General features: G+C 57.6%; 12 protein-coding genes. All 12 read left to right on the forward strand.

The genetic code is table 11. The features are described from left to right. The first annotated feature begins 12 nt into the window (after nt 1–12). The 12 genes from KYE_RS16695 (at nt 13) to KYE_RS16750 (ending at nt 17238) form a co-directional block, all read left to right on the forward strand. Nucleotides 13–1584 carry a sigma-54-dependent Fis family transcriptional regulator gene (locus tag KYE_RS16695; RefSeq protein ID WP_008175727.1) on the forward strand — a complete coding sequence of 524 codons (1572 nt, stop codon included), beginning with the start codon at nt 13–15 and terminating at the stop codon, nt 1582–1584. Further along, complete coding sequence (gene vasI, locus KYE_RS16700; protein ID WP_008175730.1) at nt 1581–2228, forward strand: type VI secretion system-associated protein VasI; 648 nt, start codon at nt 1581–1583, stop codon at nt 2226–2228. The genes KYE_RS16695 and vasI overlap by 4 nt, the downstream gene beginning before the upstream one ends. A gap of 34 nt (nt 2229–2262) precedes the next feature. Next, nucleotides 2263–3699, forward strand: a complete 1437-nt coding sequence (tssA, locus tag KYE_RS16705; RefSeq protein WP_008175732.1) for a type VI secretion system protein TssA — start codon at nt 2263–2265, stop codon at nt 3697–3699. A gap of 32 nt (nt 3700–3731) precedes the next feature. Further along, a complete protein-coding gene (gene tssM, locus KYE_RS16710; protein ID WP_008175735.1) occupies nt 3732–7325 on the forward strand; it encodes a type VI secretion system membrane subunit TssM in 3594 nt (1197 codons plus the stop codon). Nucleotides 7326–7442: 117 nt separating this feature from the next. Next, nucleotides 7443–9521, forward strand: a complete 2079-nt coding sequence (locus KYE_RS16715) for a type VI secretion system Vgr family protein (protein ID WP_008175737.1) — start codon at nt 7443–7445, stop codon at nt 9519–9521. After that, nucleotides 9521–10387, forward strand: a complete 867-nt coding sequence (locus KYE_RS16720) for a DUF4123 domain-containing protein (RefSeq protein WP_008175739.1) — start codon at nt 9521–9523, stop codon at nt 10385–10387. Before KYE_RS16715 ends, KYE_RS16720 begins: the two co-directional genes overlap by 1 nt. Continuing rightward, nucleotides 10380–13247 (forward strand): toxin VasX, encoded by a 2868-nt coding sequence (locus tag KYE_RS16725; RefSeq protein ID WP_008175741.1) that lies wholly within the window; start codon nt 10380–10382, stop codon nt 13245–13247. The genes KYE_RS16720 and KYE_RS16725 overlap by 8 nt, the downstream gene beginning before the upstream one ends. Next, nucleotides 13222–14097 (forward strand): hypothetical protein, encoded by an 876-nt coding sequence (locus KYE_RS16730; protein WP_008175742.1) that lies wholly within the window; start codon nt 13222–13224, stop codon nt 14095–14097. The genes KYE_RS16725 and KYE_RS16730 overlap by 26 nt, the downstream gene beginning before the upstream one ends. Before the next feature lie 20 nt (nt 14098–14117). Next, a complete protein-coding gene (locus KYE_RS16735) occupies nt 14118–14567 on the forward strand; it encodes a DUF4124 domain-containing protein (RefSeq protein WP_227497864.1) in 450 nt (149 codons plus the stop codon). Nucleotides 14568–14644: 77 nt separating this feature from the next. Beyond that, complete coding sequence (locus tag KYE_RS16740) at nt 14645–15499, forward strand: DNA ligase (RefSeq protein WP_008175746.1); 855 nt, start codon at nt 14645–14647, stop codon at nt 15497–15499. A 115-nt stretch (nt 15500–15614) separates the two neighbouring features. Continuing rightward, nucleotides 15615–15872 carry a YdcH family protein gene (locus KYE_RS16745; protein ID WP_008175748.1) on the forward strand — a complete coding sequence of 86 codons (258 nt, stop codon included), beginning with the start codon at nt 15615–15617 and terminating at the stop codon, nt 15870–15872. Between the two features lie 100 nt (nt 15873–15972). Beyond that, a complete protein-coding gene (locus tag KYE_RS16750; protein WP_008175750.1) occupies nt 15973–17238 on the forward strand; it encodes a glycerophosphodiester phosphodiesterase family protein in 1266 nt (421 codons plus the stop codon). The last annotated feature ends 44 nt before the right edge of the window (nt 17239–17282 follow it).

The following is a 17282-nucleotide window of genomic DNA, read 5'->3' on the forward strand; positions in this document are numbered from 1 at the left end:
ACCATGGGACGGATGCAGATGGAACTGCACACCGGAATCGACCTGGCGGTGGCCCTGATCCAGCAAGACAACCTGCCGGATCTGCTGAAAACCGCCACAAGACAGCTGGAAAACGCCTTCGGCCTGACCCGCTGCTGGGCACTCGAACTCGACCTCAGTGGCCGGACCCTGCACTGCAGCGACCTCGCCGAACACGGCGAATTCGACTGCGGTGACTTCAGCCACCCCTTTGCCCACGTGCTGCAAACCGGCAAAGCCCGGGAACTTACCCGTGCCGCCAGCTACCGCCTGGACCACGTCGGCTTCCAGGCCCTGTTTGAGGCCAGCGACCGGCCGCGTTCCCTGTGGCTTGAGCCCCTCACCGGTAATGACGGCCGAACCCTGGGGGTGCTCGTACTGTGTCGGGACGAACCCGACTGGGACGGCATTACCGGCCAGCCTCTGTATTGTGGCCTACGGCAACTGCTGGTTCATCAATGGATTACCCAGCTTCAGAGCCGTGATCAGGTCTGGCAGCGTCGCCTGCTCAAGCGCTCACTGGATCATCTGCACGACGCCGAAACCGTTCGCACCCGGTGCGAACAACTGGCCCGAACCCTGGTCGGCAACTCCCAGGTCATGACCAGCCTCCGGGCCCAGATCGTCCGGGCCGCCGGCAGCCAACTGTCCGTTTTGGTGCAGGGTGAAACCGGCTGTGGCAAGGATGTGGTCGCCCGCGGTATCCATGAACTGTCCGACCGGGCCGACGGCCCGATGGTGGTGGTCAACTGCGCCGCGATTCCCGATACCCTCCTGGAAAGCGAACTTTTCGGGCATACCAGGGGAGCGTTCTCAGGCGCCGACCGGGACAAGCAGGGGCTTCTGGCACAGGCCAACGGCGGCACCCTGTTCCTGGATGAAATCGGCGACATGCCCTTGGCCCTGCAGTCGAAGCTGCTCCGGGTGTTGGAGAGCCGTCAGTTCCGCCCACTGGGCGCCCGTGAGGAACAGCACTCCGATTTTCGCCTGGTAGCGGCCACCCACCAGCCGCTGCAGGCAGGTATCGAAGACGGCAGCTTCCGGCGGGACCTGTTTTATCGCCTGAGCCAGTTTCCGCTGCGGGTGACGCCCTTGCGGGAGCGCCCCGAGGACCTCGAAGCCCTGAGCCGTCACTTTATCCGCCTGTATACCGAGCGTGAGGGTAGCGGGCCCATGGGCATTTCCAGCCACGCTCTGCACCTGCTGGCTGGATACGACTTCCCGGGCAATGTCCGTGAGCTGCGCAACATCATTGAACTGGCCTGCCTGCAGACCCCGGGCGGGGATGATATCCAGCCGGAAGTTCTGAGGATTAATGACCTGTTTGAAGAGCCCGATGGCTGGACCCGCGCACCCTCGGATGCCAGAGACAGAAATCCCGTTGATCTACCTGCTGTGGAAGAGGTCCGGGATCTTAAAGTCGCGGCACAGGCCTTTGAAGCGGCAATTATTCGCGAGCGTCTGCGCCAGTATGGTGGCAACCGGGCCCAGGCGGCAGAAAGCCTCGGCCTGCCAAAGCGGACCCTGGCCCACAAGTGTCTCAAGTACCGGGTGACAGAGTCATGATTCCCCGAAGAGTGCGATTAACCGGTGGTATTGCAGCGGCATTGGCGCTGCTTTCGCTGGTCTCCAATGCCAGCGCTGACCAGCTTGAAGATGCCCGACTCTGTACCAGTGAGCCCCAGCGACTTGAACGGCTGGCCTGCTTTGACGAGGTTTTTGGTACTCCCCTGGCGGCATCCGGCGAGGAACTTGCGGCCCCGGATACCCGGCGATCCGAGCGATGGCGACAGGCCTACGCCAGCCTTGATGCAGAAAATGCCGGTGCCGGTGTGCTTTACCGGAATACCGGGCGAGCAGCTGGCCACCTGGTGACGGTTCCGGCTCTGGGCGTTCAACCTCCCAGACCTCTGCTGGCCCTTCAGTGCTACAACAACATCACGGAACTCACGCTGATGCTGCCCGAGGCAATGGACGAGCAGCGGATTCGGCTGGGGTTTGGCCGGGGACAGACCGTCTGGCGGGTGCGGGACAACGGTTTCGTGCTCAGCGGCGGCCGGGGACTGCCAGCCATTCGTACCGTGAAAGCCATGATCGACGGCACAGAGGCGCGCATTGACTCGCCCAACGGTCGCATTGATGGCCTGCTGTTTGATCTCTCGGGATACCGCCGCGCCATCGAACCGCTACGCGAGACCTGTGGCTGGTAAATGCCGGCTGAACACAGCGATTCAGGACAGCAACATGCAGATCATTGAGCAACATCCCTACGTTGAACAGGTTGTCTCACCATTGCCCGGCGATTCCGGTGTCGGCGAGGCACTCGGAGACGATGCAACGCTCGAGTCTCTGGAAAACGAGATCATGAAGGTGGGCTCTCTGGCCCATACCGACATCGACTGGAGCAAGGTTGAAAGCGATGCCCTGACGATTCTCTCGGACCGCAGCAAGGATCTGAAAGTGCTCGGTTTTCTTCTGGTCGCCCTGCAACGCGGTGGTGATGGTGAACGGTTCGCCCTATCCCTGTACCTGCTGCACCGGGTGCTGGACGAATGGTGGGAGCAGGCCTGGCCCTACCCTGGAGAGACGGGCAAGCGGGCACGCAAGATGATGTTCACCCAGATGCTCCAGCGCGCCGGCAAAGGCGTCGACGCCCTGGCGTTTGATGGCAGTGTTGGCGACGGTCGGGCGTTCTGCCTTGAACTTCTGGCGAGATTGATGGACCAGGCCGCTGGCCGGGAATTGCCCGAGGAGTCGCTGCAGGATCTTAAACGGGCGGTTGAAAAGCTGCCCAGGGTTAACGACGCCGCGGCAGCCCCCGAAACCCGTCCGCAGGCAGGGCAGGTCAGCCAGGATTCGCGAACTGAAACGCCAGAGCAGAAACCTGCACCGTCGAAGCCTTCCCTGGGGGCACTCACCCTGGACCCGGGCGACGAACGAGCAACCCGGCAGAGTCTTCTGAAAGTCGCGGACATGCTCACCGAAACCGGGCCGGACCAGCCGCTGGGGTACCAGGTTCGCCGTTACGCTATCTGGCAGAACATCACCACGGTACCGCCGACACGGGACGGAAAGCGCACCGATCTTGCCGCCGTCAGTGCCGATCGGGTGGCTGACTATCGCGAAGCCCTGGAAAAATCCGCCGACCTGGCGTTGTGGCAGAAAATCGAGCAGAGCCTGTCGGTCAGTCCGTTCTGGCTGGACGGCCATTGGTTAAGTGCCCGGGTAGCGGCGGCCCTGGGCCACCACGCCTGCGCTGAGGCCATCCGTGTGTCCGCAAAGGAGTTTGTTGAGCGCCTTGCCCAGTTGCCGGAGCTCACCTTCAACGATGGCACCCCGTTCCTCTCCCGGGAGGCGGAAGAGTGGCTCTGGTCCGCGCCGGCGACCGGTGGTTCCGCCGGCAGCGCCAACGCCTGGGAGCAGGCTTATGACAAAGCCCGGGAGCTGGCCGGGCAAAAGGGGCTGGCTGCCGGGATGCAACTTCTGGAGGACGGGCTGGCGGAAGCGAGAGAACCAAGAGACCGCTTTTACTGGCGCCTTGCCAGCGCCCGATTAATGAAGGACTCCGGCCTGAAATCACTGGCCACGCAGCAGATTCAGGATCTGCAAATGCAGGTGCGCGGGCTGGCTCTCGAGGACTGGGAGCCAGCCCTGATCAGGCAGCTTGAAAAGCTGGGCTGATACCCGGAACACACCAAGGAATCACAGCAGGAATGGACACCATGTGGAGAAAAGCTTTACTCATCGGTCGCTGGCTTCTGCCATACCTCAAAAACGCAGCCCCGGTCACCCTGGTACTGGGCATTATTGCCTTGGTGGTGGCCACCTGGTGGCTGGGGCCACGCTGGGAGCTCAATGGTGAGTTTCCATTGGCGGCCTGGCAGATGCGGGCCGTGGTAACCCTGGGCGTTGTGCTGGTCGTGGCCATGGTGTGGGGCATGATGCTGGCGCGCCGCCTGCGCAAGGTGAACGTCAGGCAGGCGGAAGCGCAGAAGGAACAGGAAGATCCGATTCTGCCCATGGAGCGCAAGCAACAGCGCCTGCTGGATCGCCAGCTGGCGGCCCTGAAAAGCAACCTCCCCGGCCGCAAAGGCATTTACCGGCTGCCCTGGTATCTGGCGATGGGCCTTGAGGATGCTGGCAAGACCAGCCTGATTCAACGCTCCGGGCAGACCTACACGCTCACCAACGTAACCCGCAACAATCGAATGGATCGCAATGCCTTCGGTTTTGACTGGTGGATCGGCGATAAAGGCGTGCTGATCGATCCGGATGGTGAACTGCTGAGCCAGAGTCAGGGGGAGGGCGCCGGCGCGGAGATCCAGCAGCGTCTTTGGCATCATTTCATCGCCTGGCTGGAGCGAAATCGCTCTCAACGTCCTCTGAATGGTGTGGTGCTGGCCATAGATCTGGCCAGTCTCAGCGTGGCAGACCCCGGCCAGAGGCGGGACCGGGCCATTCTGTTGCGCACGCGCCTGCGAGAACTGATGGAGCAGATCGGCTCCCGCCTGCCCGTTTATGTCACCTTCACCAAGATGGACCTGCTCTACGGTTTTGGCCCGCTGGTGCGAACCCTGAGCAAGCAGGACAAGGAGCGGGCCCTGGGCTTTACCTTCAGCCTCAAAGGCCAACTGGATAACGACGATTGGCTGAATCAGTTCGCCGACCGATATACCGAAATGGTTGAGCGGCTTTCCGATCGCTTGCCGGACGTTCTGGCCAGCACCCGGGATGCCGAGGAACGGGCGGCGGCCTACTCCTTTACCCGGCAGCTTGCAGGCCTTAAGCCCGTTCTGGAGCAATTCCTGACCGACCTGCTGTCTGCGGATGTGTTCTCGACACCGGCGATGGTTCGCGGCACCTACTTCACCTCGGTGTTGCAGGAGGGCGTGCCGGAAGATGCCTTTGTCTCAGCGGCTGCCGCCAACTACCAGATCGCCGGGCCCATTCAGCCTGCCCAACGGGCAGGGCAGTCCGCCACCCTGTTCACCCGGGCACTGTTCCCCGAGATTATCTATCCGGAGGCCGGCCTGGCCGGTGACAACCGACGGGTGATTCAGTCCCGGCAACGGCGGCTGGCCGTGGCCGCCGTGGTGGCTATTTGTGCCGGTGCGGGTATGACCGCCGGTTGGCAGCATTTCTTTATCAAGAATGCAGAGGCCGCGACCGCCGTGGAAACCCGTGTGCAGGGCTTTATCGATAACTGGCAGCCGGTGGGTTTTGAGCCGGACAATACCGGCCGGAACCTGCTCGGCCCGCTGGATGAACTTCGTGAGGCGACCCTGGCCTTTGGCGACCACCGCCGGAACTGGCCGCTGCTCAGCGATATGGGCCTGTACCGTGGCCATGAGGTGGGCCCTGAAGTGGAGAAATCCTACCTGGATATGCTGGCATACCAGTATTTGCCAGCCCTGATGTTCGGTGTGATGGCCGAGATGGGCCAGGCGCCAGACAATAGCACTGAGCGCCTGGAGCATCTGCGGGTGTTGCGCATGCTGTATGACGCCAGTGGTCGTCGGGACGATATTGTGACCCGCTACATGCAGAGCCACTGGCAGGAGGCGTTCCCCGGCCAGAGTGAACTGCAGCAGCGGCTACTGGGTCATCTGGACTATGCCATGGCGCATACCGATCTGGCACAGCTCACTCGCCAGGGCGATGCGGTTGCCGATATGACCCTGGCGCCGTTTCGTAGCAGTGTCGAGTGGGCACAACATGAGCTTGGTCGGATTGCCACGCCAGACCGGGTCTATCGGGATCTGGAAATTGAAGCAGAACAGGAATTCCGGGCACCGTTGGAACTGGCCCGGGCATCCGGGCCGGCATTCAGCACGGTGTTCACCCGGGTGGATGGTTATGGCGAGCCGTCGGACTCGGGGGCAGCGGTGGAAGAAGACCCATTGACCATCCCCGCGTTGCTGACCCGGGAGGGACTGGAAAAATGGTTCCTGCGCAAGTCCGGCTCGGTAACGGAGCTGGCTCTGGTGGACGCCTGGGTGCTGGGCCGCCGGGACAACGTTGACTTCAGCAAGGCGGATGAAGCCAGACTGCTGGCCAGTTTGCAGACCCTCTATGCCGAGCACTATGCCGAGGCCTGGCGTACTGCCTTGAGCCGCATCGATATTCAGCGGTTTGAGGACCTGAACCACGGCGTACGTATTCTGGAGAGCCTGACCAGCGGCCACGAGCCCCTGGCAAGTCTGCTCCGGCAGGTTCGCCATAACACGCGTCTTGTGCCTTCGGCGGAAGGGGAGAGTGCCGCAGCCCGGGAGCTTCTGGAGCAGTCGCCTCATTTCCGCATGCTGCAGGATATTGAACGGCAGTTTGCGGAGCTCAACCAGTTGACCCGTGAAAATGGCGATCAGCCAACCGGGCTTGAACAGATCATGCTGGTGGTCAGGGAACTTCACGAGTACATGCGCAACATCCAGGAAGCGCCAGACAAGGGCAAGGCTGCGCTGGCCGCTGCCCGGGCCCGCATGGGCCTGCAGGGCGCCGACCCGATCTTCACCTTGCAGCGCATGGCCGACAACCAGCCGGAGCCCCTGAACCGGCTGCTGACCCGGTTGGCCACGGAAAGCTGGCGAGTGGTTCTGGACCAGGCGGTGGCGCAGTTGGAGCGTGAGTGGTATCGCGAGGTGTATCAGCCCTTCCAGCAGAATCTGGCCAGCCACTATCCGTTTAATCCGGACTCCGGGCGGGATGTTGCACTGCAGGACTTTGAACGGTTTTTTGCCCCGGGCGGCGTATTGGACGCCTTCTATCAGGACAACCTGAAACTGTTCCTCGAGGATCACCCGAAACAGGTGGGCGATGCCCGACGTGCCGGCCTGGTGCGCGGTGCGGTACTGACGTCATTGGAAAATGCCGATCGAATCCGCAGGGCCTACTTTACCCGGGGTGGTTCGCTGGATGTGGAGTTCGCGCTGGAACCGCTCAATCTCTCAGCCAACAAGCGCCGCAGCGTGGTGAATGTGGATGGCCAACTGGTGGAGTTCAGCCATGGCCCGCGCCAGAGCATTCCGCTGGTCTGGCCTAATACCCTGCGGGACTCTGTTGAGAGCCGTATTACCCTGGTGCCGGTTCAGGTGAACCGTTCACCCCGCAGCCTCTCGGAAAGCGGCCCATGGGCTCTGTTCCGACTGCTCGATAAAGCCGACATTACCGGCGTGAGCAGCAGCGCGGTCGATGTCCGGTTCCGGGTTGACGACGGGGAGATGCGTTATCGCCTCCACGCGGCCAGCAATACCAACCCGTTCACAGAGCAACTACTTGCGGGGTACCGCATACCCCGCAGCTTGTATTAAACTCTTTCAGCATACCAGGGCCGCCCTGATGAGAGCAGGACGCTTTCATCAGGGTTGAGCCTTCGCACAGGATGGTGCGAAAGCCCGGATTTTCTTTTTTCTTCAGGGACCGAAGACATGCCCCAGGCAAGCGGACTGCAATTCACCGCCACCATTGGCGAATACTCCTCTGACCACTTTTCCGTTGTTGGTTTTGCACTGACAGAACGGCTGTCCGAGCTGTTCCAGGGACGCCTTGACCTGGCCAGTACCGATCCGTCTGTTGGCGCCTCGAATGTGCTGGAGCAACCGGTGGATCTGGTGGTCTGGCAGGACGGGATGCCGCTGCGTCGCTTTACCGGCGTGGTCAGCGAATTTGCCCGCGGCGATTCCGGCCATCGGCGTACCCGCTACGAACTGGTTTTCCGGCCACCGCTCTGGCGCCTGGCGCTGATGCACAACAGCCGTATTTTCCAGAACCGGGGCACGGATGAGATTGTGCGTACCCTGCTGGAGGAGCGGGGGATCGTCGATACCGTTTTTGATCTTAAACGCGGCCCCGAGGAGCGGGAATACTGCGTCCAGCACCGGGAAAGTGATCTGGCCTTTGTTGAACGTCTGGCTGCGGAGGAAGGCTGGCACTATCGCTACCAGCATGGCGGCCTTGATGGCCAGGAGCCACCTGCACTGATTTTTGCCGATCATCATCGCGATTCGCCCAGGCTTGAGGCTGCCCCATACAACGGAAAAGCAGGAGGGAGTGCCCGAACGCCCTGTGTGTTCCGGTTTGCGTACCGGGAGCGAGTACGCCCCGCATCGGTCGCCATGAAGGATTACACCTTCAAAAACCCGGCTTACGCCCTGATGCATGAACAAGCTGGCGACCAGATCCTCCACCGGGTGGACTACCAGCACTACGACTACCCTGGCCGATTCAAGCAGGACGCCAGTGGTCGGCCGTTCACTGAAGCCAGGCTTGCGGCACTGCGCAGCGACGCCAGCACAGCCTTTGGCGAGAGCAATCGCCCGGATTTCGCAGCTGGTGCCAGGGTGCCGCTAACCGACCACGACAATGAAGCCATGAACCACGACTGGCTGCTCACGGCGGTCACCCACACCGGCTCACAACCACAGGCCCTGGAAGAAGAGGGTGGCAGCGAACCGACGCGCTATGGCAACCACTTTAACGCCATTCCTGCAGACCGGAGCTGGCGGGCGCTGTGTGAACACAAACCCCTGATGGATGGGCCCCAGATGGCGGTGGTTACCGGCCCGGAAGGCGAAGAAATCCATTGCGACCAATATGGCCGGGTGAAAGTGCGTTTTCCCTGGGATCGTTATGGGGCCAACAATGAACACAGCAGTGCCTTGCTTCGGGTTAGCCAGGAGTGGGCCGGCGGCCAGTATGGATTCACCGCACTGCCGAGGATCGGCCATGAAGTGATCGTTTCCTTCCTGGACGGCGATCCGGACCAGCCGATCATCACCGGCCGGACTTGGCACGCCACCAACACACCGCCGTATTCGCTGCCGGAACACAAAACCCGCACCACCCTGAAAACCAAAACCCACAAGGGCGAGGGCAGTAACGAGCTTCGGTTTGAAGACGAAGCCGGCGAAGAACAGATCTACGTTCACGCCCAGAAAGAACTGGCCCTGATCACGGAGAACAACCGCACTGAAGTCATCAGGAACGATCGCCACCTGACCGTGGGCAACGACCGCAAGGCCCACATCAAAGGCAGTGACCACGCCACGGTGAACGGTGAAAAACGGGAGAAAACCGGCAAAGACCGTAGTTTCAACGTCACTGGTACGTTGCACCTGAAAGCCGGCACGGCTTGGCTAACCGACTGTGGCACCGAACTGCACATCAAGGCCGGCCAGAAAACCGTTATTGAAGCCGGTGCGGAAATCACCCTCAAGGCCGGTGGCAGTTTCGTGAAGATCGACCCCAGCGGTGTGGCTATGGGTGGCGCTGCCATCAAGCTGAATGCCGGAGGTTCGCCGGGTAAGGGGAGTGGGCAGAAGGTTCAGGTGCCGGAGATGCCGGGGTTGGTGGAGAAGAATGGGGGGGCTGTTGCGCCGGTGGCCCTGCCGGAGACACAGCAAAGACCGATGGCCAAGTCCGACCAGATGCGCGCCATCAAGAATGCCGCGAATCAGGGTAAGGGAATTTGCCAGGTCTGCTCACCAGAATCACAAGGTGCGATCTGATGGGGCATCTGGCTGGACTTCCCGGTGAGGGGAAGACGTTCATTCTTATTGATGGCGCCAAAGTAAATAATCTGCCCCAAGTTATTTATCGTGAGATCGAAACACCTCATTGTGATGCGCTCTACAGGCAAACGGAGCTTGCCGACCTATTGGAAGTTTCACCGTGGCTGGTTGAAACGGGAATAGATAGCTCGCTGACACTTAAATGCTTCAATGATTGGAAACATCAGGGTGTTGCCATCGTATTGCGGGCTGACTGCCACTTCGAAGAGGTCATGCAACACTTGCGTGGATTGCTTATGGCGAGGTTGGTCACGGGAGATGAGGTTGTTTTCCGGTTTTATGATCCTGAAATCGCGCGGCACCTGTTGAAGCTGGATTCGTCAGGTGAAAATGTGAGGCGATTGATGGGGCCTTGTAGTCTGTTTGCCATTCAGGATCGCCGCACTGGTGAGTGGGAGTATTTTCATAATGATCAGCCCAGTAGTGAGCGGCAGGCTGAGAGGTTAAGCATTCGTGAGGAACACCAGGTTGCCATGGAAAGAGCGGCGGAACGGACGGCCCTCAGGAAACTCGAACTTCACGTTGCAAACTACTTTCCCCATTTGCTTCACAAAACGGATACAGATGGGAAGGATTGGGGGATGGTCTCTGCTTTAGTCGATGCGGCGAAAGCGCGGGGACTCTGTAGTACCCGAGATATTGCGCTGTTTATCAATACGATTGGCTGGCTTGGACACCAGGCATTCGACGACAGTGAAGTACAGCTTCTGTGGAAAGAGAATTCCGCAGCGCCAGGCAAAGCCATAGCGCGAATTGCAGAATTCGCCGAGAAAAAGTCAACGGAGGGACTGGTTCATGGGTAGCGCTAACAGCTCAGCGTTTATACAGGGTGCTGATGACATAGACTCAGCGGCACAGATGTGCCCGCTCCAGTTCAAAACCGTTGCGTTGTATCCGGTACGTTGGGCGATCAGTCAGGAAGAAGTAGCGCTGCCCCCTCACTTCCGACCGCCCACCGTTGCGCTTGAAACCACGCATTACTGTGTACGAAAACTAACGCCCGGTTGGGTGTATATGTTCTCCGAAGTATTCGGAACGCTGCATGAGTATCGTGTTGACGAACAAGGCGAGTTGACAGAAGTGCAGCCGGGGTTCAACTCGGTTCTTTTTTCCGCTGTGGACGCAGAAAGCGCTTTGCCCGCCTTACATCACCCTGCGGAAGGAAAAGTTTTTCTTAAGTTTGTGCAGCATCGATGGACTTCCCGTTTGCAGGAACTTGTACGCACGGATGCGGAAATTCGCGAAGAGCACATGCAGCCGTTCGACTTGCGAAGCCTACCTGGAAGAGGTGAGGCCGTTAATATCAGTGAAACTGAAGCGATAAGCGAGGTGGTTGAAGATTTTCGATCAGAACCGTTGGATTTTGAATGGAGTCTGACCACCTTAATGCATGGAATCGGTGAATCGGATTTGCAGGGCCAATGCAAAAAAGAAACTGAATTTTCTTACTGCGTTGCTCTTGAAGACGAAATCGGTATCACATCTGATTTGAGTCAATTGCATGCTCTTTATGTGAATCTGATTACGAACTATGCCGAGGAGAACGCATACGCCTATACAACCGCCCAGATGGTAGATGCGCTCATTGCCCGTGAGGCTGGCAAAAAGGAATCGCCTGAGGACCAGCAGGAAACTGCTGAGGAACTTAAAGAACGAGTTCGTTCAGAGGAAAAAGACGCATTCGTCGAAAGCTACCACAAGCAGCTTGAAAAGTATGACCACGCTCGAACATTGGTATTCGATGATTGGAAGCGATGGATTGATTCTGACCAACTGGCCAGGAAGCTGGAGCTCAACGACTGTTACTGCGCCGAAGGGTTCAAGGCGGTTGAGCAGGAACTGGCAGATATATTGGATGGCTACGTCAGTTCGGAGAAAGGTAAGGAAGACTCTGAAAATTGGTTAGCTGCTGATGAGGGCGACGCGGGTACGGTTGGGAACATGTTAAAAACCGTCCTGTTCCTCGCATCTGCTACCAACGGCATGACCGAAAAACTGAAAGGCCTGCCCGGCTTTGACTATGGCAGCCTAAAGATCGTGGATAGTATCTTCGATATGCCTGCCTATGTGCAGGTGAGCACCGCCACCGATACTCTGATGCTGGAATTTGCCGCTCCCGCTGCCAAGATGGGCACCTGGGCGAAAGACCCTCAAACTTGGCCGCAGTGGAGAAAGTGGACCAGGGCCGTCCAGCGACGTTATGGCATTGATGTCCACCGACACGGAATAACATTGAATACCGCGGCCGACTTGCTCCACGAGGTCCACCGTAAATCATTGGAAGGGGCCGGCCATAATCTCTCAGAACTTGCAATGACACCCCTGGCCGCCGGAATGGCGGATGCACGTATCAGGGCCTACCTGAACAGGGCACTGATCGACGTATTCCACCTGACCCCGGACTTCAAGGACAACCCCTTTGGCTGGCTTCATACCCGTCTGGACCCGGTAGTTGAAAGCATCAAGCAGAATAGGGGCAAGTTCATCGGCGCCGTGACTTTCTTCCACGCGATTAATCTGGCAAACCTGTTTTCTGGGTTGGATAAGACTCGGAAGGACGTGATGATTGGCGATAGGACAGCTATTGACCGGTGGGGGGCTGTTTTGTCCGGCCTATGGAGCGTCGGCGAGGGCGTTGTTAATCTCAGTGGAGTATTAGTCAAGGAGGAATATGCCAGAGCCTTGGGGGCAAGTCTCTCTGCGGCTGGTGCCAGGGTTTCGGTGGCTTTTAATGGGCTAAGGTTTGTTAGCAAGGTCGCAGATATTACGGTGAGTCTTGCGAGAATCAGCCTAAAGCCCCTTCCTTACGTCGGTGTCATACTGTCAATAGGTCTGGAAGGCTGGACGAGCCACAAGGCTCTGAACACAGGCCATTACGCAATGGCGTCGCTATCCGGGGTCCAGATTGGGCTGAGTATCGGCATCACTTACCTGGCGTCTTTGGCAGTAGCGGGCGCCGTTACCGGGGCGGGTTTACCCGTTGTGCTTGTGGTGGGTTCAGTACTGGTCGCGATCTCTTTCGTCATCAGTATGGTACAGCTATATATAGCCCGATCTAGGATCGAGGATTTCATTTCACTGTCATTCTGGGGTAACGCGCCTACATTGCGGTACTGGGATGAGCAATCCAGGCCATCAAGCGCAGAGCTTCTGGAAGATAGCCGAACCATTGTTTCTCAGGGTGAGGGTGTCGATGTCAGGCGATATTTCGAAGCGGAACTGGATGGATTCTACTATTTGCTGTTCTCCCCCCTGGTAAAGATAACTGAGTACATGCCCAAGCATTGGGCGGTAACCCAACAGGGTGAGCAGCGAGTTCTATCAGAATTCACCAGTCTCATCGTGTATTTTCCAGGTTACATTGAAGGTAACTGCGCTGTCTCCATCAAGCTTTTCGTGGCTAATAGAAACTGGTTAGTGGAGAACGAGTCGAGGGAAATCACAGATCTGTTTAATAGAACAGCGAGGATAGACTCCACTTCGCAGGGCTTAATGTATCGGTTCACGCACTACAATCACGACAATTGGGAACAGCTCGAAATGCTGATCGAGTATGAGAAAGACGGCAGGAGCGTAACGGGTGAAAACGGGCTTAGAGTCATTCTGGATAACAACGATGTAGAGGAACTGGGTATCGATGAAAGACTTGCCTTTGAAGTGTGATTTTCCGGACACGAACCTGGAACAACAACTGGAAAAGAAGCTGTACCGAACCCACGGAGCGCGGCTTGCTAGTCCGCCGGCACGAAAAGTGAGGGGGGTGTCCGATTCGTCGGAAAAGATGGAGCACAGTTTTGCCTGCATCGGTGAACGTTTCGTGGACATTCGCACTGCCTTAATGTCTCTTCGCTCAGGCTTGCCAGCAATCATCAATATTTTCATGATTATTGTTATGGTATTGGGTTGGGTTATTAGCTTTTTTTATTCAAAAGCACTGTTTGCGATGTTGATTGCTTTTGGGCCAGTCTGGGTGGCCGTCTATGTGTTCGAAATTTTTCTTCCCCTCACGTTGCCCGTCCGGATCGACCGAAAGGAAGGATTTGTTTACGTAGGGCATAGAGGGACGTTCTACCGGATTCCTTGGGACGAATTGGAAGTGACCTTTTCTTACAACTGGCAATATTTAGGCTCCGGGGTTGTATGGGAACGACAGTACTACGCCCACCTTTTTATGCGGGAAAAGCATTACTTTTGTGGAAAGCCCCCAAAGATGCCCCTGCAGCGGAAAAAAATATCTTCCGGTTTTAAAGAAGAACGTATTTACCAGAAATGGAATTTTATTGTCAGGTATTATGATGAAGGAACCACTAGAGAGGACTTCGATAATCTTGCCTGGGTTAATTACGATTTCTATAAAGAGGATCTGAAAAAGAAATCAATTGGGATCAAAATTGTTGAGTGTTTGGGGGTCATTTTATTTGTTCCGAGTATTATTTGGTGGAATTTTACCCCCTTTAAATACAAATGGCCGAAGGAAATTGAAGCCATTTTCGGTAAAGCCAATTACTACTAGCCATTGAAAAGGAATTCGCGGTGTCTGTAAAAATCGCTCTAATGCTCCTCTGCCTTATTCCCCTCTCCACAAACGCCGGCGTCTACAAATGGGTCGATGCCAACGGTCAGACCCATTTCGGGGACCGTCCACCAGCTCAGGCAGCATCAAGTGAAGTTACGGTAAAGGCCGCCCCGGCCAGCGTGGATGCGGGAGCCCGGGAGCGGCATCAGAAGATGACCGAGTTTCTGGAGCAGCAGCAGGAAGAGCGTGAGACGCGGCAGGCTGCCAATGCCAAAGCCGAGGAGAAGGCGGAGAAGCAAGCCGAGCTGTGCAGAAAGCTTCGGGCGCGCCTCAAGTTTCTTGCCAGCGTTTCGACCTTCTACAACATCAACGATCAGGGCGAGCGGATTTATGTCAATGAGGCCGAGAATACCCGTATTCGTGAGGATTTCCGGGAAAAGGTGAGGAGCACCTGCGGAAACGACTAATACGCGGATGCTGACCAGGGGCGGAAAGGAAAGTCTGACCTCTGTAGGAAAAAGCAACTGAGAGCAAAGGAATTGCCATGCCGTTTCGATTGTTCAGCGCCGCGCTGCCGGTGCTGATTTCCCTTCTGTTTTCCCCCGTGGCGGTAGCGAAACAGCCCGAGCTGACACTCGCCAACGTGTATCAAAAGGGCATGCCGCTGGACGGCTACTGGTTCAGTGAAAAGCTCGACGGGGTGCGAGCATACTGGACTGGCGAGCGATTTCTTTCCCGTGGCGGTCATGAGTATCGGGCACCCGGTTGGTTCACCAGAGGGTTTCCGGCACGTCCCCTGGACGGTGAGCTCTGGATGGGGCGGGGCCGTTTTGCGGAATTGTCAGGGGCGGTGCGTCAGGTGGTGCCCGATGACAACGATTGGCGGCGGATTCGGTTCATGGTGTTTGATCTTCCGGATAAGGAGGCAACCTTCGACCAACGTTTGGCCCGGCTGCGTGTATTAATCCAAGAGGTTGAATCACCCTACATGGCGCTTGTCGATCAGCAACGGGCGAGCACCCATGAGAAACTGATGCAGCGTTTGGATAAGATCGTCGACGGCGGCGCAGAGGGTTTGATGTTGAAGCTGGGGTCCAGTCATTACCGAAGTGGGCGCTCCGATGATCTACTGAAAGTAAAACAGTATCAGGATGCCGAAGCGGTGGTTGTTCATCATCTGCCGGGAAAGGGCAAATACGAGGGGCTGATGGGGTCACTGCTGGTGGAGTTGGACGATGGCAGGCGATTCCGGATTGGTACGGGGTTCAGCGATTCCGAGCGAGCGTCTCCTCCGAGACCCGGAACCACGATCACATTCAAGCACTATGGCCTCACAGCCACGGGGCTGCCTCGCTTTGCCAGCTTTCTCCGTATCCGGAATGATGAACCTGCGCGGTAATTGAGCGCACAGGCTCACTGGCGCTTGACGGGGGTCAAGACTGGCAAGCGCAGCTAGCCATACACTGGAATGAGTCAAATACATCTCATCCCCCACAGTCATGGAGACTGCGCGAATGTCCCTCGAAAAACACGATCTGATTCACGAACTGCCGGAATCCAAAGAAGCCATTCATCTTTTGAAAACCAACAGCACTCACTTCGCCAAGCTGTTTGACGAATATCATGAAGTGGACCATGCCGTTCATCGCGTTGAAACGGGCGCTGAAAACACCTCCGATGAGTATCTGGAAAACCTCAAAAAGAAGCGGCTGAATCTGAAGGACCAGTTGTTTGCCATGATTCGCGAGTATGAGGCTTCGGCGGCTAGCTGAGGGCAACCTGCCAGATAATCCAGCATCGGCTGTCAATTGGCCGTAATCCTCCTTGGGGAGACTGTTGATAGGGTATCATCGGTCTCACAAGGAGGAGGTTATGATGTTACGGATCCTTTCGGGGCTGGTGCTGTGCTCGGTACTTTCCCTGGTACAAGCGGCGACCGTTGAAGAGCTCTCCCCGCAATCAATTGCGCTGGCGCCTGAACAGTCGGAGCCCTCGGTCCATCTGGGACCACGGCCTTTCTGGCTGGTTGGTGCAATGGACGACAGTCCGCTCAAAGAGCGCCTGCAAGCCTGCAATACCGACACTGTCGAGAAAACGGATTTCTCCATCGGCCATCGTGGCGCGCCCCTGCAGTTTCCCGAACATACCCGTGAATCCTACATTGCGGCAGCGCGCATGGGTGCGGGTATTCTGGAATGTGATGTCGCCTTCACCAGGGATCGGGAACTGGTTTGCCGACATGCCCAGGACGACCTTCATACCACCACCAATATCGTTGCCGTCCCTGCATTGAACGCCAAGTGTACCCAGCCTTTTGTGCCCGCCGATCCTGCCACGGGCACGCCGGCACAGGCCGAGTGTCGCACCAGCGATATCACTCTGGCCGAGTTCAAGTCACTGGAGGGCAAGATGGATGCCCACAACCCAATGGCAACCACGCCGGAGGAATACCTGGCTGGCACCGCAGACTGGCGCACTGATCTCTACTCCAGCCGGGGCACCTTGATGACTCATCAGGAGAGCATCGAGTTGTTCAGGGCTCTGGGCGCGAAGTTCACTCCGGAATTGAAATCACCGGTGGTTGCTATGCCCTTTGAGGGGGATTACAGCCAGCAAGACTATGCCCGCCAAATGATCCAGGATTACATCGATGCCGGTGTGCAGCCGGAAGACGTCTGGCCCCAGTCCTTCAATTTGAAGGACGTTCTTTTCTGGGTAGACGAGATGCCGGAATTTGGTCGGCAAGCAGTCTTCCTCGACCAATCTGAGTCTACCCTTGTGAACGCGTCCGCAACCTATATGGCTTACCTTAAAAGTAGGGGTGTGAACATTCTGGCGCCGGCGCTCTGGAAGCTGCTGACTCTGGACAGCCAGAGGCAAATCGTTCCGTCCCGGTACGCGGAGAATGCGCGCGAAGCCGGCCTGGACCTGATTGCCTGGACCGTTGAGCGCAGCGGTCCGCTGGAAAAGGGCGGCGGCTGGTATTACCAGACGGTGACCGATGCCATTAACAACGACGGCGACGTGCTCACCGTGATCGATGTTCTGGCCCGTGAGGTAGGTGTGATTGGGGTTTTCTCGGATTGGCCGGCGACAACGACCTTCTATGCCAATTGTATGGGGTTGTCTAAGCATTGAGGTAGGGACGGCGCAGCGCCAAGTTGGCCCCCCGGAGAGAATGT

The organism is Marinobacter manganoxydans MnI7-9 (assembly GCF_000235625.1).
Classification (GTDB): domain Bacteria; phylum Pseudomonadota; class Gammaproteobacteria; order Pseudomonadales; family Oleiphilaceae; genus Marinobacter; species Marinobacter manganoxydans.

Bases quoted from the DNA above. Each gene is read 5' to 3' on its own strand.
- KYE_RS16695 (WP_008175727.1), top strand. From the start codon at position 13: ATGCAGATGGAACTGCACACCGGAATCGACCTGGCGGTGGCCCTGATC.
- vasI (WP_008175730.1), top strand. From the start codon at position 1,581: ATGATTCCCCGAAGAGTGCGATTAACCGGTGGTATTGCAGCGGCATTG.
- tssA (WP_008175732.1), top strand. From the start codon at position 2,263: ATGCAGATCATTGAGCAACATCCCTACGTTGAACAGGTTGTCTCACCA.
- tssM (WP_008175735.1), top strand. From the start codon at position 3,732: ATGGACACCATGTGGAGAAAAGCTTTACTCATCGGTCGCTGGCTTCTG.
- KYE_RS16715 (WP_008175737.1), top strand. From the start codon at position 7,443: ATGCCCCAGGCAAGCGGACTGCAATTCACCGCCACCATTGGCGAATAC.
- KYE_RS16720 (WP_008175739.1), top strand. From the start codon at position 9,521: ATGGGGCATCTGGCTGGACTTCCCGGTGAGGGGAAGACGTTCATTCTT.
- KYE_RS16725 (WP_008175741.1), top strand. From the start codon at position 10,380: ATGGGTAGCGCTAACAGCTCAGCGTTTATACAGGGTGCTGATGACATA.
- KYE_RS16730 (WP_008175742.1), top strand. From the start codon at position 13,222: ATGAAAGACTTGCCTTTGAAGTGTGATTTTCCGGACACGAACCTGGAA.
- KYE_RS16740 (WP_008175746.1), top strand. From the start codon at position 14,645: ATGCCGTTTCGATTGTTCAGCGCCGCGCTGCCGGTGCTGATTTCCCTT.
- KYE_RS16745 (WP_008175748.1), top strand. From the start codon at position 15,615: ATGTCCCTCGAAAAACACGATCTGATTCACGAACTGCCGGAATCCAAA.
- KYE_RS16750 (WP_008175750.1), top strand. From the start codon at position 15,973: ATGATGTTACGGATCCTTTCGGGGCTGGTGCTGTGCTCGGTACTTTCC.